24 protein-coding genes are annotated in these 24,167 nt (G+C 42.1%); all 24 read right to left on the bottom strand.

Annotated elements, in window-relative coordinates:
- Positions 1-15 precede the first annotated feature (15 nt).
- The 24 genes from PQ469_RS23795 to PQ469_RS23680 are packed head-to-tail and all read right to left on the bottom strand — an operon-like array spanning position 16 to position 24,154.
- The gene (locus PQ469_RS23795; RefSeq protein ID WP_090651687.1) at positions 16-570 is read right to left on the bottom strand and encodes a putative colanic acid biosynthesis acetyltransferase; all 555 of its coding nucleotides are present in this window, start codon (positions 568-570) and stop codon (positions 16-18) included.
- Positions 542-1,978 (bottom strand): exosortase Y, encoded by a 1,437-nt coding sequence (gene xrtY, locus PQ469_RS23790; RefSeq protein WP_274209891.1) that lies wholly within the window; start codon positions 1,976-1,978, stop codon positions 542-544. Before xrtY ends, PQ469_RS23795 begins: the two co-directional genes overlap by 29 nt.
- Positions 1,975-3,120: an XrtY-associated glycosyltransferase XYAG1 gene (locus PQ469_RS23785; protein ID WP_274209890.1), complete on the bottom strand. Its 1,146-nt coding sequence runs from the start codon at positions 3,118-3,120 to the stop codon at positions 1,975-1,977. The genes xrtY and PQ469_RS23785 overlap by 4 nt, the downstream gene beginning before the upstream one ends.
- On the bottom strand, positions 3,117-4,526 hold the full coding sequence (locus tag PQ469_RS23780; protein WP_274209889.1) for an exosortase Y-associated Wzy-like protein: 1,410 nt from the start codon (positions 4,524-4,526) through the stop codon (positions 3,117-3,119). Before PQ469_RS23780 ends, PQ469_RS23785 begins: the two co-directional genes overlap by 4 nt.
- A complete protein-coding gene (locus tag PQ469_RS23775) occupies positions 4,516-5,670 on the bottom strand; it encodes a glycosyltransferase family 4 protein (protein WP_274209888.1) in 1,155 nt (384 codons plus the stop codon). The genes PQ469_RS23780 and PQ469_RS23775 overlap by 11 nt, the downstream gene beginning before the upstream one ends.
- Before the next feature lies 1 nt (position 5,671).
- Positions 5,672-6,565, bottom strand: coding sequence for an FkbM family methyltransferase (locus PQ469_RS23770; protein WP_274209887.1), 894 nt, complete (start codon positions 6,563-6,565; stop codon positions 5,672-5,674).
- Positions 6,552-7,832, bottom strand: coding sequence for a glycosyltransferase family protein (locus PQ469_RS23765; RefSeq protein ID WP_274209886.1), 1,281 nt, complete (start codon positions 7,830-7,832; stop codon positions 6,552-6,554). Before PQ469_RS23765 ends, PQ469_RS23770 begins: the two co-directional genes overlap by 14 nt.
- 4 nt (positions 7,833-7,836) lie before the next feature.
- Positions 7,837-8,796, bottom strand: coding sequence for a hypothetical protein (locus PQ469_RS23760; protein WP_274209885.1), 960 nt, complete (start codon positions 8,794-8,796; stop codon positions 7,837-7,839).
- A complete protein-coding gene (locus tag PQ469_RS23755) occupies positions 8,786-9,994 on the bottom strand; it encodes a glycosyltransferase family protein (protein ID WP_274209884.1) in 1,209 nt (402 codons plus the stop codon). The genes PQ469_RS23760 and PQ469_RS23755 overlap by 11 nt, the downstream gene beginning before the upstream one ends.
- 13 nt (positions 9,995-10,007) lie before the next feature.
- Positions 10,008-11,165, bottom strand: a complete 1,158-nt coding sequence (locus PQ469_RS23750) for a glycosyltransferase family protein (RefSeq protein WP_274209883.1) — start codon at positions 11,163-11,165, stop codon at positions 10,008-10,010.
- On the bottom strand, positions 11,166-12,122 hold the full coding sequence (locus tag PQ469_RS23745) for a glycosyltransferase family 2 protein (protein ID WP_274209882.1): 957 nt from the start codon (positions 12,120-12,122) through the stop codon (positions 11,166-11,168).
- Between the two features lies 1 nt (position 12,123).
- Positions 12,124-12,924 carry a glycosyltransferase gene (locus tag PQ469_RS23740; protein WP_274209881.1) on the bottom strand — a complete coding sequence of 267 codons (801 nt, stop codon included), beginning with the start codon at positions 12,922-12,924 and terminating at the stop codon, positions 12,124-12,126.
- Positions 12,909-13,826 carry a glycosyltransferase family A protein gene (locus PQ469_RS23735; RefSeq protein ID WP_274209880.1) on the bottom strand — a complete coding sequence of 306 codons (918 nt, stop codon included), beginning with the start codon at positions 13,824-13,826 and terminating at the stop codon, positions 12,909-12,911. Before PQ469_RS23735 ends, PQ469_RS23740 begins: the two co-directional genes overlap by 16 nt.
- 36 nt (positions 13,827-13,862) lie before the next feature.
- Positions 13,863-14,774 carry a glycosyltransferase gene (locus PQ469_RS23730; protein WP_274209879.1) on the bottom strand — a complete coding sequence of 304 codons (912 nt, stop codon included), beginning with the start codon at positions 14,772-14,774 and terminating at the stop codon, positions 13,863-13,865.
- On the bottom strand, positions 14,767-15,303 hold the full coding sequence (locus PQ469_RS23725) for an acyltransferase (protein WP_274209878.1): 537 nt from the start codon (positions 15,301-15,303) through the stop codon (positions 14,767-14,769). The genes PQ469_RS23730 and PQ469_RS23725 overlap by 8 nt, the downstream gene beginning before the upstream one ends.
- Complete coding sequence (locus PQ469_RS23720) at positions 15,291-16,442, bottom strand: glycosyltransferase family 61 protein (protein ID WP_274209877.1); 1,152 nt, start codon at positions 16,440-16,442, stop codon at positions 15,291-15,293. The genes PQ469_RS23725 and PQ469_RS23720 overlap by 13 nt, the downstream gene beginning before the upstream one ends.
- Positions 16,443-16,478: 36 nt before the next feature.
- Positions 16,479-17,693: an acyltransferase family protein gene (locus tag PQ469_RS23715; protein WP_274209876.1), complete on the bottom strand. Its 1,215-nt coding sequence runs from the start codon at positions 17,691-17,693 to the stop codon at positions 16,479-16,481.
- Positions 17,686-18,609: a glycosyltransferase family 2 protein gene (locus PQ469_RS23710; RefSeq protein WP_274209875.1), complete on the bottom strand. Its 924-nt coding sequence runs from the start codon at positions 18,607-18,609 to the stop codon at positions 17,686-17,688. Before PQ469_RS23710 ends, PQ469_RS23715 begins: the two co-directional genes overlap by 8 nt.
- Before the next feature lie 3 nt (positions 18,610-18,612).
- Entirely contained in the window at positions 18,613-19,833 is a 1,221-nt protein-coding gene (locus PQ469_RS23705; RefSeq protein WP_274209874.1) for a glycosyltransferase family 4 protein, read from the bottom strand.
- A 5-nt stretch (positions 19,834-19,838) separates the two neighbouring features.
- On the bottom strand, positions 19,839-20,831 hold the full coding sequence (locus PQ469_RS23700; RefSeq protein WP_274209873.1) for a glycosyltransferase family 2 protein: 993 nt from the start codon (positions 20,829-20,831) through the stop codon (positions 19,839-19,841).
- Positions 20,780-21,565, bottom strand: coding sequence for a DUF5672 family protein (locus PQ469_RS23695; protein ID WP_274209872.1), 786 nt, complete (start codon positions 21,563-21,565; stop codon positions 20,780-20,782). Before PQ469_RS23695 ends, PQ469_RS23700 begins: the two co-directional genes overlap by 52 nt.
- Positions 21,555-22,487: a nucleotide-diphospho-sugar transferase gene (locus PQ469_RS23690; RefSeq protein ID WP_274209871.1), complete on the bottom strand. Its 933-nt coding sequence runs from the start codon at positions 22,485-22,487 to the stop codon at positions 21,555-21,557. Before PQ469_RS23690 ends, PQ469_RS23695 begins: the two co-directional genes overlap by 11 nt.
- Before the next feature lies 1 nt (position 22,488).
- Positions 22,489-23,331 (bottom strand): glycosyltransferase family 2 protein, encoded by an 843-nt coding sequence (locus PQ469_RS23685; RefSeq protein ID WP_274209870.1) that lies wholly within the window; start codon positions 23,329-23,331, stop codon positions 22,489-22,491.
- Positions 23,321-24,154 carry a glycosyltransferase family A protein gene (locus PQ469_RS23680; RefSeq protein ID WP_274213845.1) on the bottom strand — a complete coding sequence of 278 codons (834 nt, stop codon included), beginning with the start codon at positions 24,152-24,154 and terminating at the stop codon, positions 23,321-23,323. Before PQ469_RS23680 ends, PQ469_RS23685 begins: the two co-directional genes overlap by 11 nt.
- Positions 24,155-24,167 lie beyond the last annotated feature (13 nt).

The following is a 24,167-nucleotide window of genomic DNA, read 5'->3' as shown; positions in this document are numbered from 1 at the left end:
TATAGTGGTTGTTTTTTACAGGCTAATTTCGCGGTCGCGGATTTTTACTGCCGGGTTACCCTGGTAAATGCTGTAAGATTCCATGTTTTTTGTGGCTATTGAGCCGGCGGTAAGCATAGCATGGCTTCCGGCAGTTATACCCAGGTTTACCATAGCGCCGGCGCCTATCCAAACCCCATCCTCCAAAACAACGCTTTTGGTTATCAGGTTAAACGATGCTGTTTTATAGTTGTGGCTGCCGGTTAGCAGTATTGCCCCTTGTGATAAGCATACGTTGGCGCCAATGGTAATCATTACCAGGCTATCTATCCAAACGTTTTCGCCAACCCAGGTATGGTCGCCAATTTGCAAAAACCAGGGATATTTGATATTTACGCAAGGCTTTATAGTTACTTTTTTGCCTATCCTGGCGCCAAATAGCCGCAATAAAAATACTTTAAAACCACTTGAAGGTATAAAGCTGGTTTTAAAGAAAACGGCATTCACATAAAACCATAATAGCCTTTTTAACGCATTGCCACCCGGGTGAAAAGGGTGGTTGTTATAAGTTGACAGGTTGGTTTTGTGCATGTTTGTTTAAGTGATTGTCGCCTTGTTTAACCCAAAAATACAGGCTTGCCATTATAATGATGTACAAAATGATATTAAATACCGTATGATGGTCAACAATCCGGCTTGAATTTTTATTCCAGAATAATGCCAACAGCACAAAACGCAAAATGTTTAAAAACTGGATGGCTAAAATCCCGGTGACTAAAAAGATAACTTTTTGCTTTGTTTTTGTAGGATAGGCAATAACAAATGCCGCAAAAAAACTCATCAGCCCAAGCCCGAGGCAGGAGTATACCAGCACTATAGCCCCTTTGCCTGCCACCAGCAATTCGGTGCCATTATGAATAGCCGAAAAACCAAACCAGTTAAGTACCTGGGCGCTGATACTCAGCAATAACCAACGGAGGCCCCGTATGTAATTTAAGTGATTAGCCAAAAACGGGTAGTAATGTTTGCCCGGATTGGTTATCCCAAAAAACAAAATGTTAAAGTAATAGAACATCAAAAACAACGCAAGAAACCTGAAGATAAATTTCACTGGCGAGATATGGCCTGTTGTTGCTGCCCTGGCTTGTTGCCCGTTTCTCAGGATTTCATCAATTTTAACATCTACAATCAGCCTGAACCAGAAACCTTGTAAAAAATGAAAAATTACGCCTGTACGTCCATCTAATACACCCAATTGGAATATCATACGATAGGTAAAATAAAGCATTGGCCTTACATAGCGGGGCAATTGCCACCACAATTGCTTAAGCCAGGCGGTACGCTCGTCCGGCGAGCCAGATAATGATGGCTTAAGGGTTTGCTGCCGCATTTTTTGCATGCGTTCCACCTCTTCCTGGGCCAGTAAATCACTGTACCGGTTATGTTTGGCTATCCAGAAACTGATGTGGTTCTCTTTCAGGTTTTCTTCCAGGATATGCCCGTCTTTCCATACTTCGGTTTTGCCAGGTACGATGAACCGGTGGTCCATATTTTCATTCAGATCAGAGTAGCCGACACCAAAACGGATCATTTTAAGCAGGAAAAAGGGATAGTAGCCGCCATGTTTTATCCAGCTGCCTTTAAAAAAATTCTTCCGGTTAAAGTAAATGCCGCTAACGCCCTGGTAATCCTGGTCTCTGAAATTCGCCAGTTTTTCTTTCAGTTCCGGGGTAACAACCTGGTCGGCATCTAAACAAATAATCCAGGGAGTTTTGATATCGAAGTTTTTAAGGGCGAAGTCCCATTGTTTAGGATGATTTTCAAAGGCGTGCTGCAAAACAGTTGCTCCAGCTTTTTTGGCTATGGCTACAGTATCATCATCGCTGCCCGAATCTAAAATAAAAACAGGCGCATCAAGCCCGCCGACAGAATCCAGCAAACGGGGCAGGTGCTGCGCTTCATTATGGGTAATGATGATAAATGAATATGCCGGGTTCAATGCTGTGTGCTAATTTTAGTATACAAACCTATATATTTTTCAACTATGCTACCCGCGTTAAAATCGGTATAAATAATATCGGGTGCTTGTTGCCTGATGCGTTCCAGTTCATGGGGCTGGGCCACTATTTGGTCAATCATTCCGGCGACAGATATCGCGCTTGTTTCGCACAGCCAGCCAAGCTTATTTTTACTAACATAATCAGCAAGGCCCACTTCGCGGCTAATTAGTACCGGCGTGCCAACACTTAAGCTTTCAATTACGGCGTTGCCAAAGTTTTCATCATAGGATGGCAGTACAAAAAGATCATGTTTTTGTAATAACTCAAACTTGTCCTCATTTATAAAGCCCGTCCAGGTTATTTTATCGCTAATGCTTATATCGGCAGCTAACTGTTTCAGGCTATCAACATAGGCTTCGCTGCCACTGCCTGCAATGGTAAGATGGAAGGGGGCCTTGATTAAGGGCAGTGCATCGATCAATATATCCAGGCCTTTTTTTTCTTCTATCCTGGAAAAAAATATCAGTTTAATTGTAGCCTTTGTTGTGTTTTGCACTTGTACCGATGGATGATAAACCGGCAGTTTTACAAAATTAGGTATGATAACCGAACTTTTTGGGCTGATAATACTGTTGACGGCCTCATTCTCCCGCTGCGAAGTGGCATGAATATGGCAGCGTTTTAGTACGGGTTTGCTCAATAGGTTATGAATGAGTGATTTGATTGCCCGGTTTTTATTTTGAAAAGAGTAAGGGCTTAAAGTACCCCTGGCCGATACCACCACCGGTACCCCACGTATTACCGCTATAAGGCAGGATAGTACCGAAACCAAATTCCACCATGCGTGGATATGTACGGCATCATAAGTTTTAGCGTTTTTCCAAACGGCTTTTAACAATGCAGGCGATAAATGGCTATGGTCTTTAGTGATGCGCTTAAAATAAGTAACGTTTACACCATCAACCATTACCGTTTGGTTAGGGGTTACATCAAGTTCGGAAACGCCGTTGGCTGTTGTTGCAAATACGCACACGGCGCAACCTGCATTTGCCAACTGTTCGCTTAGCATGGCTACCGACATAGTTGGCCCGCCATAAACGTAAGCAGGTTTGTATGATGCCGAAATTTGTAAAATCCTCAAACTTCTTTTAAAATGTTAGATGCCGTGAGTATTTTATGGATGGCCAGCATACTGATATAGCTCCAGAATACCGTATTGATAAGAAATTCAAAACTAAGGCCGCGCCACATAATCTGGAACAAGCCGCTAAATACAAGCGCGGTTCCTAAAATATATCCACCAAAAAGTTTTTCGGCTTTTACCGAGATAATTTGTGCAACGGCCCCGTAAATAAGCATCATGACAAAAACTCCCCAGCCACCAAGTGTAAGGTAGGCATCTACTATAAAAGCGGGCTTTGCCGATACCGACGAGGCCCTGTTAACTACTCCGGCATCATACACCCGCTCCATAATCAAATCTTCGGTGCTTGGTTTACCGGGCCAGAAAATGCGCGGAATGATAGCCATACCCGATTGGGCAAGCAATTTTGTGCGGTAAAAATCAACAGTCTTGGGCGTTGACTGGGTGAATTTGATGAACATATCAATTTCGCTTAATCTGTAAACCATAAAGCCCCAGTTTGAATCATCTTCATCGCCCGAATCGCTATTCAACGCGGCATCAAGTGCCAATTGGGTGGCCTCATCTGCCGAGGCATCGCCCGACCATGCGTTTTGCCTGAAAATTCGGTTATAGGTAGGCAAAAACATAAATAAAATAAGCAACGCAGGTATAAATATGCCTGCCACCAGTTTTTTGTAATTGGGATACAGGAAAACCCCCAAAACCAGTACGCTGATAATAATAGGCTCTTTAAATCCCGAAGTTAAGGCAGTGTAAAAGTTAAAAAAGTAAAAGGCCAGGCAAATAAGGGTATTGCCGATTTTTTTTTGAGGGATAGCAAAAGCGAGCGCCAGGGTGCCGGCTATAAAACTCAACGAACTAAACTGGTTGGCAAATTGCGATAAGCCCGGAATGCGAATGAAAAATATTGATGCAGGGAAACTGACAACGGCAAACATCATCAGTAAATTAGCCAGCTTATCTTTGGCGATGTAGTATTTTGATTTGGTACTATAATCCATAAAAATCAAAATACCCGATACGAAAGCAGCATGCCCTAAACAATAATAGCGCTGACATTGCGCGGTATACTGCAAGCGGTTCTGATCAACCAAGGTGGTGCTCACTTTTTCAAAGTTTTGATAGCCCAATACATCCAAAAAGTAAAATATGGAGGTACATGCCATGTAGCCTGCGAAAATGATCTGTACCAAAAAAATCGGGCGCATCAATTGTTCGGCTACGCTCATGTCATTAGGTATAGGCTTAACCCAACCCGTTAGTGTTAAAAAAAATATCAGGAATGATCCAAGCCAGGCTATGATATATGACAGCTGGGCATCGCTGCTTAACAAAGCAGCCAATGCCCAGGGGACATATAACATAATAATGCGTTCCATCGGGGCCTGTTTAGTTTGCATGGCTGTTATTAATTACGTTTAACATGGCATCGGCCTGTTTACTAAAGGTCCAACCGGCTATTTTAGCTTTGGCATTGTTACCCAAAATTGTTAGCCCATTTTTATCCCCGATGAGCGAATGCAGCTTTTTTGTTAGTGATGATACGTTACCGGCTTTAAATATTTCGCCGGTAACGCCCGGGTTTACCAGGTCGGCAGCGCAACCGCATTTGTTTGATACTAATACTGGTTTACCAGCTGCCATGGCCTCATTTACTGCAAGCCCCCATGTTTCGCCCGGGCCTTGTGAGGGCAGGCAAAACAGGTTGCAGGCATGGTATATAGCCGGCATTGCCAATTGATTTTGAAAACTTAAAAAATGAACATTGCTGTTTTTGCAGGCATTTGTTTTTAACGTCTCTTCCAAAATACCGTTACCAACAAATAATAAATGAGTGTTCGGCACGTCCAAAGTTAAAAAAGCATTTAGTAATAAATCGGGCGATTTCTTTTCTTCAAATTTACCGGCAAACAATATCAAAATATCAGCAGGCTTAATCCCTAAATCCGCCCTTATTTTGGAAGCTTCCTCACCTTTTTCGGCAGCAAACCTGTCGTTATCTATAGCGTGCGGCGCAAAAGTGAGCTGTTTATCTTTCAATCCGTATTTTTTAAAGTAAGCGCCATTATTGCTGCCCACATAAAACGCATGATCAACGTGGCCATAAATCCATCTTAAAAAAATAGTCCGCAATAATTGTTTAGCGCCCGGTTTAACATCCAGCAGCGTTGAGTCGCCACGAAAGTAAACCGGTATTTTATTTTTAAAATGCCTCATAACCTTTAAATGGCTATCATATGCCCAACCGTAAACCAAAACCGCATCGGCTTGCCATGATTTTATTTGGTTGATAAGACCGGGATTTACAATGCCTTTAAAATGATGGGAACCCGGATGGATAGATGTGTTTTTTACCCACTCGTAACTATAGCCGTCAAGCAATGGGATATCCCATGAGATGGTTTTGCCAAAGCCTGGATCAAATTTTTCCTGCGCCTCATTACCCCAGGTATAAAATACTTTAACATCAATTTTATCTGCCAGTAATTTAAATACCGGGGCGTAGTACTGGATGGGATGAGTAGTAATGATTGCCAAACGCATTTTAAATAGCCTCGCCCATGATTTTAAATCCTTTCGACACTTTTATACGTGTTTTTATAAACTCCACATCGCGGCAGTAAATGGTATTATAACTGCCAAATGAATCCATCAAATTTAGTTCCCGTTTAAAAGGATCATATTGGTATGGCTTAAAACCTACCGACAAAAGTGCTTTGTGAATATCATCTTCATTAAAACCATAGCGTAAACCACTGCCATTCAATTCAATAATAATGGCCTTAAGTATAGGCAGCTTTAGGGTGTTGGTCATTCCTTTTAACACTTCGGTTTCAAAGCCCTCCACATCAATTTTTATTAGGGCAGGTTTATCAGTAAGGCTGATAGAATCAACGCTGATCACATTTACCGTTTCTACATCCGTTGCCTGGCTTTCACCGGCACTGATAATGTGGTTGGTGGTGTCTTCGTTTTTTGAAAAAGTTAATATGCCTTCCTCGGCGCCTGCGGCCGCGTTTATTAAAGTAACCTTACTCTCCAGTTTATTCAGGCTAATGTTTTTTGCAGTTATGGCCGCAGTATTTGCCGATGCCTCGATGGCAAAAGTTTTGGCGTTACATACTCCTGAAGCCAATAGGGTGTACGACCCAACGTTGGCACCTATGTCAAAAAAAACATCGCCGGGCTGTAAAAAATGCAACAGAAGCGCCATGTCATCAAACTCATGCAAACCTGTATAAATATTGCCTGTAATACCTGTAAGGCCCTTGCGCGCATAAAAATTGATACCGGCAATATAGGGTTTCACTATAAACTTAGCCGGCTGCATACTGCTTTGAAGCTGCCAGGTTAAAAAACGGATAAAGGCTTTAAGCGGATTCCTTTTACCTAAAGGATGGTTTAATATAAAACCGAATGTTCTTTTAATTTTTCCCACCGGTAGCGCTGTCAAAAAGTTTGCATTGATTTATGGTCATTTGCCTTGCCGAATATTTATCTACGGCCCCGGCATGATATTGGGGTGGTTCCGGGCTGCCGTTGGTAAGGGAAGAAAAAAAAGCGCTGATGTTGGCCTCGGTAACAGTTTCATAATCATATACCTGTTTAACGCCATATTCCTTCATAATGTTTATTACCGAGCTTGCCTTGTTAAATATAGCTAATAGTGGCTTGGGGGTAAGTAAATACGGATAAATTTTTGAAGCCGTGTATTTAGGATCATCCGAGCCCGGAATAAATAATGCATCGGCCTGTTGCAGGGTTATTAATGTATGATAGTAGCTTATCCTGTCGGTAATTTCAATTACGCTTTCAGCAACGCCCAGTTGCCGGGCAAGCGGTGAAATGCTTGGCTTGCCTTGCCCGTTGGGGGCGTAACTTGTACCTATAAAATAAAATCGCAATGATTTTAAAGTCTCGTTGCCATTATCCAACACTGCTTTAAGGGCTTTAAACAGTGGAGTAATCGCCGGGTGCATGTCGGCACCGCCACGGCCTATGTACACTACGTTGGTGTAATTTGAGTCGAGCAGATTGGGGAAGGCATTCTTGTTCTGTTCGGCTATCTGCATATCCGGCTTAAATGCCCCGAAGGTTATAGTTGCTGATGGGATGTGTTTAATTAAAGGATAACGGTTTTTAAGATCGCTGATGTAATTATCAGATACACTGATGATGCCATCTACACTGTTCATAGCAATGGGTTCCAGGTATTTGTTCAGCCGATAAGAGAACCAGTATTTGGGTGGTCTTTGCGCTTTGGGCTTATCCTCGTAATAATCAGAAAACCAGGGATCCTGCATGTCAATTACGTAAGCGATACCATATCGTTTTTTAAAATAGGCACCTAAAATGCAAACCGGGAATTGGGTGGTCGAAAAATATATCAGATCGTAGGATTGTGTTTTTAAAAGCTCCTTTATTTTTTGCCTGTAAAACCACAGTGAGCGTAAAGCAATACTGCCCAAACCCAGTTTGGATGTAATGCTTTTTTTTAACGCTTTAACTTTATAGATCCTGATCTGCTCGGGAATACTTTGTAATAGCAGGTAATCGGCAGGCAGGTCGGCATATTGTTCATCCACCATTATTACTTCGGCATCCCACCCATTGGCCGCAAAATAGGGTAGGCTCATGCGGATGCGCTGCATATCGGCCCCGTTTACGGGTGGGAAGTAGGGCGATATGATGAGCAGTTTCTTCACAGGATTATTTTATCAGCCTTTTCCACCATCGATTGTTGCTGATTTTTTCGCGTGCTGCCGACCAATCGCAAACCTCATCAATAATATCGTAAAAACCCTGCTGCTTTTCGGGCAGGTTATTTGTCGCTATGATTTTAATCAGTTGCGGCAGCCCATCATAAAAAGCCTTGGTACGATAGGGGGGATGTAACGACCATAATCCTTTGCCGCTGCCTAAAAAATCAATCCGTTTTAAATGATGGCCGGCGATATAGGCAGATATCAGGTGTTCGGGCAAATCGGCATTGGAGTTACCTTCAATTATGGCTTTTATCTGCCCTCGTACGGGCGGTTTGGCTAGTATTAACTTATCGGTTTTAAACCGGCTTTTATTAATCATGAAAACCCTGGTGCTCATGCCTGCAAGTTGCCAGGTGTAAGGGGCAATTTTATTAATCACCTGTTGCCCGGTTAAAGTATCCATACTATTGGGCGGGCCAGGCAAAGGTGCCATAACAAAGCAGGCGGGATCTGTTTCAAAAAAATGTGCGGCTTCGGCAACCCATCCGCTATTTCCGCCACCTAAAAATATATCGGAATCTAAATGGAAAACGAGGTTATTGGCAGCCGAATAAATTCCGAAAAAATAAGCATAAAAAGGCCCCCCCCTGAAGTCTTTTTCGGGCATATCCTTTTTACCGAAGAAGTAGCCTGCAACTTTTTGTTTGGTTGCTACAGAATAATCAGCCGGGATAACTTTAACGTTATACTTGGTTTCAATTTCTGTTGACAGGAATTGGTTTAGCAACTCTTTGTTTTTCTCCCATCCCTCGGCAAAGCGGCCTTTGCTTGGCCGGGTATCAACCGTTAATATAATCTCATCTACCTGCGTACTTAAAATAGCTAACTGATGTTTAAGGATATACCTGGCATGCGGATAATCGCCGGGCGCCAGGTTTATTTGTAGGCTTACCTTATTCTCCAAGGGCGTTGTTTACTAATTGAAGCAATTTTTTCGACTCGTTTTCCCAATTGTAAAACGCAGCTGCCTCAATGGCTTGTTGTTGGGCTAATTGTAGTTCGACGGCATTGCTAAGCCACCTATCCAACTCGTTTATTTGCTGTGCCGATGGCTGTTGCGCTAATTTGAAACCCGGTTTAAATTTATCAAAGGCTTCATCCTGGCCTTCTGTTTCGCTGGCGATAACAGGCAGTCCCGATTGGATATACTGGAAAAATTTATTGGTAATGGTATAATTACGGCTTGGGGGGGTATCCAGTTCCAATGCCAGGCCAATATCAAAACCGGCTATTTTTGCGGCCAACTGATTTTCACCAACAAGGGGATGAAAATATAGTCCGTGCTGGGCGGGCATTAGTGTGGTGAGTATTTCGCGATAGTCTGTAGTTATATTGCCCAGCAAGTGTAGTTCAATGCCTGTTTTCAACGTGCTCAATACATTCATAAATTGTTCAAGCCCCCGGCCTGGGCCAATGGTTTGTGAAAACCAGAATAATTTGAGTGGCGTGCTAAATCCTTTTATTTTATTGTGAATAAATCCAGGTGACGGAAAAACATTATAAATGACTTTTGGTTGCGGGCATAAATACACCTTCGATAATTGGTTAGCCAGGGCATTTGAGGTTGTAATGCAATAGGAGCCTTTATTTAAAGCTATAGCCTCTATCCGCTGGAGTAAGCTGATGGGCCTTTCGGCGCGTGCTTCGGGCAGCAAGTCCTCCGAGTACCAGTCTTCAAAATCAAACGCCACTTTGTAACCTTCATTTAACAACCTGGTACCTATGTACGTAGCCAGCTCCTGGTGGCAGATGTATAAATTTGCTTTTGCAGCCTTAGCTTTATTATAATAGCGCATAGCGCCATAACCAAGTGCCAGGCTGTTTTCTGTTTTAAAGTTACGCACAAGCAGGCGGCCAATTTTACCCAGGAGCTTATCAGTAAATGAATTAAGGGTTGATGCAGAAAGATTTGAGATTAACTGTAACTTAATGTTAGCAAAGGAGCCTATAGCTAACAGGTCTTGCCGGTAGAGGTCATCTGAGATAATGCCTGTTAAAATATGAACATCATAACCTGCTGTAGCCAAAGTGATCGCCTCTTTTAAAACCCTGGGGTTTCGGCAAAGATGCGATTGTGTGATGATGCAAATTTTTTTTGGCAAATGCTTTAATTGTTTAGCTAAACAGCCGGGTTTTTATGAGTTGTAATGATTGCGGAATGGAATGGGAGTTAAGCGCGCGTTGCTGCCCTTTCATTCTCAGTTCTTTGCGCTTGTTTTTTGAAGCAATAAGTTCCCGGCATTTGTAAACCAGTTCATCGGCATTGGTATAGGTTTCCATATCGGTGCCCAACTCATATAACTGGGATAAGCCGGCAGTATATTCCGTCAGATAACAGGCACCCAGCATAGGCGCTTCCAGGTCACGAAGCCGGCTATAGGTTATGATATCTTTGCCAAACGTATTGAATGTTGGCACCCGGTTGATGCCAAGTGTTACCATGCTTTCACGGCTAAGGCGGATGTATTCGTCGAAACCAGGTTTTTCAAATATGTTTTCAACAGGTATGTTCGCAGGCATTACTTTTTTATTGCGTTGAAAATGATACGCTACAAACACCTTGATCCCTGCATTACGCAGCAGGTTGAATTGATTTTTAATTTTGGATGAAGGTTTTGGCGACAGTTGCTGTGCTGCAGGCTCGTTTGTATCATTCCAGCCATTTCCCCTTATTTGTATTGGGAGGCCCCTGGTAATCGCATCTGCCAAAAGCTGCGCGCGTAAATCATCTCTTGATCCGATGAAAGAGATGATGTCAGTTTCCTGCTCATTAAAATGGCGGTATTTAGGATCAACCCACATGGGCATGGGCAAATTAACGTGCGGAACCCGGGCGGTTTGATAAAGGTGCAGGGCTTCAAATTCAGGCACCCACACCAGGTCGAATACCTTAAACTGGAGCGGCAGTTTAGTAAACGAGCGTACATTATCGCAATAAAAATTAACGCACGGTACTCCCATTGCTTTAATTTGTTTTATAGCCCCGGTATCTATTTGTTTGGGATATAAATAGCACAAACAAATATCTATTTGCCTGCGGTTCGCTTTAATGTAGTTTATAGTTTTTTCCCATGCCTGCTGTTGCCATCGTTGCAGGGCAGGATCGTTTTCATAGGGTACAAGCCCGGCAGCCCAGTCAAGGCCTGGTATTTCGGCCCATTGCATTCCGGCTTCTTCTATGCCGTTTTTGATATAATATGTCCAAAAACGATATGCAGGTATGGCATGTGGCTGGCCGCCGTTATCCTGTAAAAATGAAAGGAGGATTTTCAATTAATTGATGTTAAATGCCTGTTTAAAACGTTTGGTAGCTTTCCAGCCTATCAAAGCTGTAATTATTTTGGTTATACCGCCTGCCATAAATTTTAATGTAGAACCTCCAAGCTCGTTTACCCGTTTTTGCGCTTCTTTGGCCAGTTGAGAATGCTTAGGGTAAGCGATATATATGTAATGCTGCCAGGTATTGGCGCAGGCCAGCTTAGCTTCGGTACTTTTTTTTACTGCCAGCAGATTTTTGGTGGCTTTATCAATAGCCGTAAATGCCGATTGCATGGCTTCCTGCTGTTTACGGTCAGATAAACTGCCGCTATTGCCCGACCGGTAGTATAATACAGAATTGGGGTCGAACACTACCAATTTGCACTTTAATATAACCCGGGTAAAAAAATCAAGGTCGTCAATTAAGGTAAGCTGGTCGTCCCACAGGCCGGCGTTTTCAATGATTTGCCTGGGCAATAAAAAAATGCCCGATTGTGTCATGGAGTGGCCGTTTTTCCATGATGAGCAGATCCAATCATATGCAGGCAGTGTTTGCCAGCAATCTTCGGGGCTCAGCTTAAAAGTATCCAGGCTGTTATCATAGAACCTGCCCCATTTTGCCGAAATTATACAATCCGGGTTTTCAACGGCCAGCTTAACCTGGCTTTCAATCATTTGGGGGTTGATGATATCGTCGCCATCTAAAAATTTGATATACTGCCCGTTTGATTTGCTGTAAGCCAAATTACGGGCAGCGGCAGCACCACGGTTTTGCTGATAATAAATGCTGATATTTTGATGCTGCAGGCTTTTTAATAAACTTTTGGTACTATCTGTAGAGCCATCATCAACTATTATTATCTCGATGTTTTTGTAGGTTTGATTAACTACCGCATTAATCGTATTAATGATATAGTTTTCACCATTATAAACCGGGATGCACACAGAAACTAAAGGAGCGGAAACAGCCATTTTATTTGATACCGTGTTTACGCTTTAGCTTCTCGAACAATGAACCCTTATCGTATTGGCCATTTTTATCAAGTTTGCCGGTATTCCATATTTCGTTCCAAAAATGTACAGTGTACGATTCCGGGCCTATTTTTCTGCCGGGCACGGTATCGGGCTTTAACAGAGGCCGTAACACCTCTTTCACTTTACTGCTTGTGCTCATTTTTCCTAAAATCAGTTCACTTACATTTTTCCAGGCGATAGGGTTAAAGTAACGATACGGGAGGACAAGTTTTTCTAACTCCAGTTCTTTTACTGCTTTTTGAAATAAAAACGGACCAGCTAAACCGAAAGACATGGTTTTGAGATCAATCAGGGCAATTTGGTCAAGGCAGTATTGTACAAAATCGCTATCCTTTGGTGCTTTAAAAACGCAGTTGTTTACCAGTTGGTCATATTCACCTTCATAGCTCGAACAAAAAACGGTATCGGCTTCAAAATCGAATTTTTTGAGGCAAATGATATCCATGTCAACCCACCATCCCCCATTTTTTTGAACCATCAGCAAACGGAACAAATCGGCAAAGCCTGATACTGAGCCAGCGCCCCAGCCGGTTTTGTATTTGAAAATAGCCTCTTCGCCAATAATACTTCTTGCGTTATGGATAATGGTATCTTTAGGTGCGTTGGTTATTTCTTCATAGGCATATAAATGAAAATTGTGCCCATGATCAATAAACGATTGGATACATAATTGTTCAACCTTTGATAACTGGCCGCCTATCCATAAGGATTGGATATGTTTATTTATATCGCTTTCCATGCTTTCTTAAAGTATCCTTCTTTTGATAAATCTACATAATGATGAAGTGTCCCAATATGATGCTCAATCCTGTTTACATCCGGGTTCACAATATATTCGTCTGCCGGTAAAACCACTGCTTCTACGTTGGCTAATAACATGGCCGTTAAAGCCTGTTCAAGGTAATACGAGCTGCCTTCCTTTTCCTCCAGTCCTGTTGTCCAGCTTTCTAAATGGGCCCAATTTACAGCACTGCTTTTGAGGCCAATAGCGCCTACATTTAACAGCGTAGGAATCTTGTTTTTACAAAGCTGCTCCATCAATTGCCTGCTGTAACCATATGATTCCTGGCAATCCTGCATATATATAGGTTTTTGGGGTTCCCTCAGCCAACTAACCAGGGCCAACGGATCGTTCCAAAACATCATATCCGAATCTAAAACCAATTTCCAATCCTCACCGGGGATGGTATGTACATCTGTCAGTTTCTTAATATGCGGATAAACCTGGCGTTTATGGTGTAAAACCGGGTATTGGTGTTTGGGTAACGCTTTGCTCAGGTTTTGATTTATCATTTGCCGGTCCACTATATCTGCCCCGGGCAATTGGGTGTTTATTTGTTTAATTAATTGTTCGTCAAAGCTGCCATCATCAACCAATATAAATTTAAAAGGAGTTTGGCTGACCTTTATTAATGACTGTATGCAGAACAGTGTTTGGTACAGGTACTTTTTCCCGGTTAAAAAGTAAACCTCCAGGCCATCTGCCGCCGATTGAACAGGAGGCAAATGAGCAGACGCCTGCTGCATCAGTTTTTGGCCGTGCAGCATTTTGCGGTAATTAAAATATCCACCAAAACGGTTAAAGTGTTTTAACCGGGCCTTAGGGTAACGATATAAAACATTAATTACTGACTGCAACACTTATAAAATGCCGATTTAAGTAGATAAAAGAAATTTTCATTGTTTGGCCAGGCCATCAAAAGTGCCGCAGGCACCCTGCCACCTGATGTAGTTTACCTTATTTTTCCAGGCTTTATAAGTAAACCATGCTTTTATCTTGCGTGGAAATACTGTCCAACCGGCAATTTGCGGCCAGGGGTTTATCCCGTGGCTTTGCAGCAACCTTACCCATGAGTTGCTGCTGTTATTGATTAACCGCGCCATGTAGCCGGTTTCCAGTCTTTGGGCCGGGATAATATGGTGTAATACCAGGCCTGGTAAATAGGCCACATGCCAACCCGCTTTCAGTATTTCTAAAACAATATCATTGTCACCACCCGAACTTAGGGAATCGCCCTTTCTATCGGTAATAACATTTTTTTGTGTTTCAATTTTTTTGATATACGTGTTCAGTGCCACTTTCCGGATAGCTATCCCTGCACCAATGGGTGCGCAAACGGGGTATTTATGATCCCATGATGCAGTTAAAATCTCGTCGCCAAGGTCGCGCAAAGCTAAGCTTGAATAGAACTCCGGTAGCCATGCCGGTGGGGTGCCTTCAAATACAGCGAGCGATTTGCCACCAATAGCACCAAGCTTAGGTTGATCCTGGAATGCTTTTAATACGTTTTCAAGGTAGTTATCTTCGAGTATGTTGTCATCATCAACTAATATCAAAACTTGCCCTTGGGCTTCTTTAAAGCCTTTTAGCCTGGCGTAGGTTAGCCCTTGCGCTGTTTCCCTAACAATTTTATGATTAGGTTGCCATCCAAGGTCTGCATTAATGGGTTGGTTGGAGTTATTATCAACTATTATTAATTCCCATGCCTGCAATGGAAGGCTTTGCTTTTGTAAACCGGTTAACGTTTTAGCAAGCCTGTTTGCATCAGGGTTGTAAGTGGGGATGATAACACTTAGCATATCAGCCATTTCTGTAGCTAACTACTTTTGCGGGCACACCCATTGCTATAGCATAGGGCGGCAGGTTTTTGGTAACCACCGAACCGGCGCCAACAACGCAGCCATCGCCAATGGTAACGCCGCCTAAAACTTTAACCCCGGCGCCTATCCAAACGTCGCTGCCAATTTTAACCGGCAGCAAAATATCACCCTGCGAGCGGATTAGCGTACCCTTATCGGGAATGGTATGGTTAGCACTTACAATACAGGTATGCATAGCAATCAAGGTATTTTCGCCTATGTCGACCCCGCCATGGCCGTAGATACACACGTATTCGCCTAAAAAAGTGTTTTTTTGTATGTTGACGGTGCCTCCATAAGCCTTGATAATTACGCCCCGCGATAGTTCACATTGAGGCGCGATTGTAATTTCCCCCTTTTTGCCGTTCAAAAAACCCCGTGACAAAAAGGTATTTGGTTTTATGATAACAGGTTGATGAATAGTTATGCCTAATAACCTAAAAAACGTGGCGTACAGGTTACTTATTAGTTTTGACATACAAAATCATTCAATAATGTTTTCAAAAAGACAAGGCCCTGCTTACTATCGTGTTCATCTTCAAAATTGAGCCAGGCTACATGATGTTTCAGCTGGCATACTGACGATAGCCTGTAAAAACAAGGTTTAAAAAGCATCCCATCGGGGAATAACTCCAAAATATGTGTACCCTTGTTACATAGATAAATGTTACTTAAACCTGCGCCATGGGGCGCAATAATGTGTGTGGCCGACTGCATCTTTTCGATAGTTTCGATAGCGCTCAGTCCCGAAAGGTCGATAGTTTCAATTGATGGGAAATGCTCCAGCAATGGGCGTTCCCAAACAATATCCCGTGAAGCGGCCCCTTTGCGGCTGATCCAAATTATTTTGCATGGAGCGGGTTGTTCTGTTGGAGTGATATTGAACAGGGCCTTTAAGGCGTCAATGCTCCATGGGTTTATCTGCTGATCGTTAACCAATCTGCCGGTAAATAACAGCTGCTCACATTGGTAATGCGCACTGTTAGTGGCCCAGATTATTTTTGAGGTATCGACGTTTGCCCTTTGAAGCCACTTTAATTTCCAGTCGGTTGCCGGTCCGTTAAACAATATATGGTCAACATGCCTCATTAGTGGCATGGCAAAATGGATTTTAACTATCGATTCAAATAAAAAATGATAAAAACCACCGTCGGCACCATTTGTCAGGCAGGAGAGTGTGGTGCCATCCAGGTACGTTTTTTGCGGGAAATGGACAACATTGGTTAAAGCAGAATCGCTTAAATCAACCGTCCATTCCTTGGCAGATTCATCAATAAAGCATCTCCGCTGGCTATCGTATACCAATCCGATAGCGCACCAAACTGTACCCTCTGATACACTATATAAGTACCTGTGGGGCTCTTTAAACACACCATTGGTTTTAAACCTTGGTTGCCCGCCAACAGTTTGCTGTGGTACTGTTTGGTTGTAAGTGATAAGCGGTAAATTGTAAGCCACCGATTGCCCCTCCTCATGCAGTAAAATTCCGGTAAGCGATTCGGGACGGTCAATGGCTTCGCCGGTTTTGGGGCGGTACAGGTCTGTAAAACTTTTAATTTGATATGGGTTGCCGGTGAAACATCTGATCCATATTTTTTTTAAAAGTTTCGAGATCATTTTATAAGCTGGCTTTTTTTAATTGTATCATCAAAGTTAACCTTTACCAATGAGCTGTTTTTTTATCCTGGGTTGAATAACGAGTTCGGCAATTGTTGACAGGGCACCGGTGATTAACACCGATGCCGATAGGCCAACTATTAATAAAGTAACGCCCGAAAGATATTTTGTAAGGCAGCTATTTAAAAAATAAAGCACCGGGAAATGGAAAACATACAGGGCATATGAGATGCGCCCTAATTTACTTAACCGCCCTAAAAAGTCAATTTTGAAATTGATGGGCAGTGTGATAATTGCAAGGGCAAAATAAAATATGCCATAAATCCAATTAATCTGCGAAAATAAAGGGTGTTTGAAGTAAAGTAATAACAATAAGTGGAATACCGGAATGGAGTAGGCTAAAAGCTTTATCCAATTCATATATTTTACTGACCTGTTGGTTAGTTCCATAATTATAATGAAGCAGACAGGCAAATAAACCAAATCCCCAAAAGAAACTTTAAAAGCAAAGTCAAGTTTTAAATGTACAAAGTGGGGGATAAGATCGCGGGTATCAAAACAATGGATTGCCAGCAGGAGAGCGAAATAGCTGATCAATGAATGCCACCTTTTTTTGGTTGCGGCTATAATTACAGTTTTAGTTTGGGCTATGTAAAGGCCAAGCATCCAAAAGATTGCGCCCACCAACAGTGATTTTAAAATTGTAGCATCCTGATTTCTCAATACAAATGCAACTGATAAAACACTAATGGCTAAGCACCAATGCATGTTGTATCTGCCAGCCTTCCATAAGCCTAAAAAAAGTATATAAAACGTCACCTCATAGCTAAGAGACCATAAAGGACTATTTGACGAAATGGTGTTTACAAAAAACTCCTGCATAAAAAAAAGATGCCCTAACAGTTGCCGTACCGAAAAAGCTCCGCCTTTATAAACCAGGAACGAGATGATGATTGCTAAAATATATATAGGGTATAAACGGACGGCCCTTTTTTTTAGATAAGCAATAACATTTATTTTATTAAAGGGCGTGTGGATATGATTTAATCCGATTACGTAACCCGAAAGCACGAAAAATATGAGCACCGCTTCATGCGCAAACTCAAGGTGCACAAAAAAATCATAATGCGGAATTTGGAATGAATGAAAAAAATCGAAGGTCAGGAAGTGGGATATAGCGACAACCAACGCGCATAATCCTCTCAACCCTTCCAATTTATGGTCATAACCCGATTGTTGTTGTTTAGTCATCGGCACTGTTTTTAAATGCAATTTTGAGTTGGATCATCCGCAGGTTGATCCTTAACCATGCTGGCAATATAGCGTTTATTATACCCCAAACCGGGCTTTTGCTATCCGGAACCTTTAATCCGCATAGCTCACTTAGCCTTAAGGCAGATTTGGCAGCGGGGTATCGGCGCGAAAGAATAAGTTTACTGGCCGTCAGTTGAGCTTGTTTTCCTATCGTGCGCAGCACGTTTTTATCAGTATAATGTTTCTGGTATGTTTTTAAAAGCGTCAGCCTGGTTAGCCAGCCAGATGTTTGATCTGCGCTTGCAGAGTTTGAATATCGGATAGAAATAGAAAGTACCTCCTCAATAACATAAAACCTTGCGCCTGCGCCAGCCAGCCTGACATGAAGATCGGCATCTTCCCAAATACGTAAGCTGGTATCAAAGCCGCCTGCCGCTGAAAATTTTTCTTTTCGGTACAAACCATTAATGCCGCCGATAGGATGGCCGATGGTATATGAAACAGGGGACTGATTTATTTGCTCGTTCGAGTATTTCCAGTTAAGCAAAATATTTTTTTGATCGGTGCTGTACCAGTCAACATTACAGAGTACAACATCGTAATTGCCGGTTTGCGCAACGGCCACAGTCTTTACCAGGTAATCGGGATCTAAAAAATCATCAATATCATGAAAATGAAACCAATCGCCTTTTGCCGCCGATGCAAGTGTATTCCGTGCAAAACCGGGCCCCCGGTTGGTTTCTCCTTTTATTACTGTGCAGCCCCTTGCCTGCAGTACCGAAACCGTATTATCAGTGCTTGCATCGTCATAAAACAACACCTCGTCGAATGCTTTGTTTAAATTACCGATATTGGCTAAAAAGCCGTCAATGAATTTTTCTGAATTATAACATGGAACTAATAAGCTATACACTGTTTAATTGTGCAAAATCCGTTTTAATTTTTTGTAAGCTTTAACCAGCATTGGCGGCTCTCTTCTGTCGAGTCCTGCAAAGTAGGGGTGAGCCGGTGGCAGGTTGAGCCTGGATGGAATTGCGATTGTTTTTTTTTGCCTACCCGCTAAATCGTTAAACAACTCAATCCAACTGGCCAGGTTTTTATCCGAAGAGAATTGGTCGTTTATCAATTTTTGACAGTTTAAAGAGAACTCTTCCCATTTGCCGGCATTGTGCTTTAGGTATTCAATTTTCGATAACAAGCCTTCCGGACCATTGGTAAGTAAGCCGGTAATGCCATCGTGTACCAATTCGGGGACGCCCGAATTGATGGATTTGCAAACCGGTACTACACCGCAGCCCATCGCTTCCATTAAAGCAACAGGAATGCCTTCATAATCTGACATCAGCACAAACACGTGACTGCAAAGCAGCACCTGCTGAACATCATCGGGTAAGATGCTTCCCTTAAAAAAAACATTTGCGGGGTTGTTGTGCGCGTTAATAATATTATTCACCAAAAAGGCATCGGGGCCAGATCCATAAATATAAAAGGCAACATCGGGTAACTTTTGCGCACATCTGCAAAAAGAAGTTGTTATATCATCTATCCTTTTTTGGTCCTTAACTATCCTGCCAATGTACACTACATTAAATGTTTCCCCCGGCTTTAATAAGGCCTTCTGTTTAGGTACAGGGGCGCCACATGGTATTTTATATAGCTTGATGTGCTGGTTGCGTTGTTTTACGTTTTTGTATAATGTTTCTGATACCGTTACAACTACACTGACATTGGTGTCGTTACCTTCGGCAACAAACTGGTCAATTATCGCGGCGTATTCAGCATCGTCATTGTGAAGTACTGCAATAGTTGGTAAGCCGGCCTCTTTTGCCCATTTGGCGGCGTGCAGGGCTGGTACCATGTTTCCCGGTACAAATACATCAGCGTTTTCGGCCTTTAAATATTTCAGTATCCAGTTAACCTGCTTCCCGGTATAATGTGCGGTGGGTATTATTGTACATTTTATACCTTTTGCCCTCAGCTGGGGAATTGTAGTACAATCTCCCTCGGCCGCCCAGGCTATAAAAATCACGCTTATTTCAATATCATTTTTTAGTAAAGCCGGCAGTAATCTTATTAGCCAGGTATTTATCCCGTTAATGACATCTTTTCCGTCGTAAGCACAAAAAACAACTTTCACTGGGTTTATTTAAAGCTAATTTTGTCTAAAATGTTAATGATCCTGTTGTATGCCCGATAAAGTAACATTTTCTTATCCCAGTCATAAACCGGGCCATGGCCATCCTGGCTGCAAATAAGCTGGTGGTCTTTTTCTCGTGCCGCATCCAGGTAGGGGCTCGATGTTTTAGCATCTTCATGCACATTGGCAACCGATAATGGCTGTTTAATTAACCGCCGTGTATTGCCTTTAATAATGCGAAGCCAAAGCTCGTAATCTAACGAGCATTGCAAGGCCTCATTAATTGGCTGATGGATGCGGGCAGCCCAGAAGCACGAGGGCTGCGGCAGCGTAGGGATACGGATAAAATAATCTAATAACGGATTAACTTTTAAAAGTTCAAATCGCGCTGTGTTAACGTGAAAATTATAAGCATAGCCATATATAAAATCAACCTTGCCCGCTATAAAGCCACGGGCTACTAACCTAAAAACATCCTTCAAATAATAATCATCACTGTTTATCCAGGCCATGTAGTCGCCGGATGCCAAGCTAAAGCCTAAATTAATGGCATGGCTTTGGCCCTTATCTTTTTCACTTTGACTGTAACTGAGCCAGGGCGAATATTTTTCGATGATATCTTTAGAATTATCTGTGCTGCCGCCATCAATTACAAGATACTCCAGGTTAGGGTAGTTTTGTAACAATACCGAGCGAATGGTTTGCTCTAAAAACCGGCCCTGGTTATAAGAGGGCGTAATAATAGTTAGCTTAGGCCATGTTGTGTTATCGTCGTAAGCAGCGGGGCTGCTTTCTTCTGTCCACGGCCAGCCGGTTTTACCTGCAGGCGGGGCCGGCAGCAATTTTAACAAACCATCTTTTGCCGACTCCACCACGGGTAAAGGGTAAATCACGCCTCTTTTTTGGAATAACGACCGGTATACGGCAAGATCAGGAAGCGGGAGGTTCAATTTAGTGTTTGATGATGTTTTATGATCAGCGGCTTCCAGGTTTCCCATTCATGTTTTTCAAAAGCATGGCAGCCAAAGGGCAGTTCGCCATTTAGTTTTTTTAATGATAGGAGGGGAGATTCCTCTATCGAAAACCTTAAAGCCACTCCGTCGGCCGGTAATTTAAAAAACGGGTAAAAAACGTTTCCCCAATATTTAAAGAAGCCATCTTCATTATGGGTTCCCCAGACTTTAACTTTTCCCTTTAATATTTTAAGTAACCAGTAGCAGGCTTTGGTTTTCCGTAAAGAAAAGCCGCCGTTGCCAACATTGCTTATTTTATGGTTTGTTTTAAAAAGGTGGTTAATAAGATTTATAAACTTTGTATAACCTTTCAAAAGTTGCATCCGCCCGTCCCGGTTTTCATGTGGCATATGCGGTGCGCCAATGAAATCGTAATTTTTATTGCACCAGTAGGTCAATTCATCTTTAAAAACATAGGCATCCAGCTGATAAATAAGGATAAACTTATAGTCAAAAAATGATTTATAAAAGCTGGGCGATAACATTAATTGATTATACCCGGCTATGCTTTCAAAATAACAATCATCAAAAGTTAACAAGTTAAACCCGGCATCGGCGCAAATGCTTTTATAGGCATCCGGATTTAGCTTGTTTGGGCCTACAAATATGATAGGATGTTTTTTTAAGACAGATAAACATTGTTTTAGCGAAATAACCTCATTATCAGAAAGCTGTTGTTTGTATATTGGGATAACTACCGCGGTAAGCTTATTTGCCATTTTTTTGTACCCAAAGTTTGCTAAACCTGCTGATAACAGATTTTAATTTATTGGTGTAATACCCTGCGTTTGAGCCTATCAATATATTGTATCGCTCATAATTATCGGCTTGTTTATTAATGCTGATTTTTTGAGGATGGTGAATAGCCATAATTGTATGTTGTTCCATCTGGCTCTGGTGCGAGTTGCTATCAAAAGTATGTGTGGCGTGTGGGCCAAAGCCTATATTTGAAACCATATTTTTCCATGGTACGGCGCATAGACCGTTATTTTTCCAAATCCAATACATCCATTGATAATCCCAGGCATCAAGCCCGTTGATAATCATTTTTAAACTGCCTTCCCAAAGCCGGCGTTCCCTGCTGTTGGCAAATGTGTTTTGTATCACATTGGTCCTTACAGCTTCGGTTTCATCATCCAGCTTAAAGTTGTAATTGGCCCAGGCCCGCTTCCAGGTTGCCCAACCCCAGGCATGCGGATATCGTGAAAAATAGTATGTATCGGCATTTAATGGTTTGGGCTGATAGCTGGTACCGCAAATCATCATTACGCTGGCATCATTATGATATTTTTTTAACAGATTTTCGCAAAACTCAAAAAAACTCTGATTAGGGATACAGTCATCTTCCAGTATGATGCCTTCATCCACCTGCGAAAAAAACCAGGTGATGGCTGTAGCCGGCGCGAACCCACAGCCCAGGTTTTTAGATTGATATAGTGTTTTTACCTCGCAGTCCCAATCAATTTGTGATACTATTTGCTTGCACTGATTGCCCAGTTCAATGTCGGTAGGTTTATGTTCCCGCGGCCCGTCGGCAGCAATAAACAAGTACTTTGGCTGTTGTTTTCGGATTTCAGCAAAAACCTTCTCCGTGGTGTCCGGGCGGTTAAATATCAGGAACAAAATAGGTGTACTTAACACGTTAGGTGAGGGCGGATTGAAGTTTTAATTTGGTATAAGCAATTAAACATATGGCCCGTTTCCAAATGTTTAGCGGCGAGTTGGCCGATAAGGCCGCTCTTTGTAAATAAAGCCGCGAGTTGATAAATTCCTTGCCAAAAATCTTTTTACCAAAGTATTTCAAAAACAGTGCACCGCGGTCTTTATGAAATTCATTGTCAGGAAAATTGGTGCTTTGGCCACCAACAAAAAAGTTTGCTATAACAATGTTTACATATTGAAATGCCGTTGCGGTATAGCATCGTAAATTAAAATCATAATCGGCATTGGTTTTATATTTTAAATTGTAAAAACCGCACTTTTCAAACACCGTCTTATTGTAAAACATGGCCTGGTGATTTATGGTAAGGTCGAGTAATTTTTCAAGATTGTATTCGCCGTTGAAAATTACATTATCCAGGTTCCACTGGTTTTGGCCCCGCATTTTTACGTTGCCATAAATAACACCGGCGGAGGTTGTTTTAGAAACATTTGCCACCGACGTAATTACCTTATCATTGTATAATGTATCGTCGCTCCCTAAAAAATATAGCCAATCGCCATTACATTTGTTTATTCCCTTATTCATAGCGTCATAAATGCCATTGTCTTTTTCGGATACAAAGTTTATATAAGGGAAGGCAAATTGATATTGTTTGATAATGTTTAACGTATCATCAGTAGATAGTCCATCCATCAACCATACCTCCATATTGGCGTAGTCTTGGTTAACAATGCTGTCCAGGCATTTAGCCAAAGTTCCCGCCGCGTTGTACGTTGGGATTATGATAGAAATTTTGGGATCGTTAACAGGTTTAAGCGCCATTAAATATGGTTGCGGCGTAAAAACGGATCAGCCGAAGCTTATTAACGGGCCTTAGCCCCCAGAAGGATTTTTTGCCCAGTGGCAGTAAAACATTTTTTTGTTTATATGGATAGTAGGCCTCAAATATCCTGTTGTCCAGGTAGGCAGCGGTATTATTTAACAAATAAAACTCCCGGTGATCTTCCATAAGCTTAACCATATCAAGCCGGTTAAAGCTCATATTCATGCCCGTTGCCGACTTATTCCAGGCGTAAATGGGCTTGCTTAAGTAAAAACCCTGGCTGCCACTTGTTATCACCCTGATCCAAAAATCAACATCCTGTACCGAGTAGGAGTATTTGAGGTTATAGCCGCCAACTTTTTCCCAGGCGGCTTTTTTGCATGGGCTTGTACCCAATAGTTTCCAATCTATCCCCAGTTTTTTAATGTCGACTGTGCCTGCCGTTGTTATGCCGCTGCAATCTACAACCCCGGTTTGGCCGGTTTGTACGTCATTAAGGTAATAATTGCCAACTATAAAGTCAAACCCAGGATTTTGAGTAAAGGCCGTATAAATATCATCAATGGCATGTTCGGGGAAAATATCGTCGGCATCAAGTGGTAATATATACGGGGTGGTGGCGTTTGCAAAACCGATGTTACGTGAATTGGATAGGCCAAGGTTCTGTTGGCTATAAATCACGTTGTATTTGGTAAGTTTTGCCAGCAAATGTAAAAGCCTTAATGTAACGGGATTTGTTGAGCAGTCGTCAATAATAATTACCTCAGTTTGTTTATAAATATCGTTGTGGTATAGGGATCTTAATGCCTCAATTAAGCACATTTCTTCATTAAAC

The organism is Mucilaginibacter sp. KACC 22773, assembly GCF_028736215.1.
GTDB lineage: Bacteria > Bacteroidota > Bacteroidia > Sphingobacteriales > Sphingobacteriaceae > Mucilaginibacter.
Note: the sequence above shows the minus strand (reverse complement) of the source record. Positions and strands in the feature narration are given on the sequence as shown.

Coding starts and splice junctions, on each gene's coding strand:
- PQ469_RS23795 (WP_090651687.1), bottom strand. CDS start 570: ATGCACAAAACCAACCTGTCAACTTATAACAACCACCCTTTTCACCCG.
- PQ469_RS23780 (WP_274209889.1), bottom strand. CDS start 4,526: ATGCAAACTAAACAGGCCCCGATGGAACGCATTATTATGTTATATGTC.
- PQ469_RS23775 (WP_274209888.1), bottom strand. CDS start 5,670: ATGCGTTTGGCAATCATTACTACTCATCCCATCCAGTACTACGCCCCG.
- PQ469_RS23745 (WP_274209882.1), bottom strand. CDS start 12,122: ATGGCTGTTTCCGCTCCTTTAGTTTCTGTGTGCATCCCGGTTTATAAT.
- PQ469_RS23740 (WP_274209881.1), bottom strand. CDS start 12,924: ATGGAAAGCGATATAAATAAACATATCCAATCCTTATGGATAGGCGGC.
- PQ469_RS23730 (WP_274209879.1), bottom strand. CDS start 14,774: ATGGCTGATATGCTAAGTGTTATCATCCCCACTTACAACCCTGATGCA.
- PQ469_RS23725 (WP_274209878.1), bottom strand. CDS start 15,303: ATGTCAAAACTAATAAGTAACCTGTACGCCACGTTTTTTAGGTTATTA.
- PQ469_RS23720 (WP_274209877.1), bottom strand. CDS start 16,442: ATGATCTCGAAACTTTTAAAAAAAATATGGATCAGATGTTTCACCGGC.
- PQ469_RS23715 (WP_274209876.1), bottom strand. CDS start 17,693: ATGACTAAACAACAACAATCGGGTTATGACCATAAATTGGAAGGGTTG.
- PQ469_RS23700 (WP_274209873.1), bottom strand. CDS start 20,831: ATGGGAAACCTGGAAGCCGCTGATCATAAAACATCATCAAACACTAAA.
- PQ469_RS23695 (WP_274209872.1), bottom strand. CDS start 21,565: ATGGCAAATAAGCTTACCGCGGTAGTTATCCCAATATACAAACAACAG.
- PQ469_RS23685 (WP_274209870.1), bottom strand. CDS start 23,331: ATGGCGCTTAAACCTGTTAACGATCCCAAAATTTCTATCATAATCCCA.
- PQ469_RS23680 (WP_274213845.1), bottom strand. CDS start 24,154: ATGTGCTTAATTGAGGCATTAAGATCCCTATACCACAACGATATTTAT.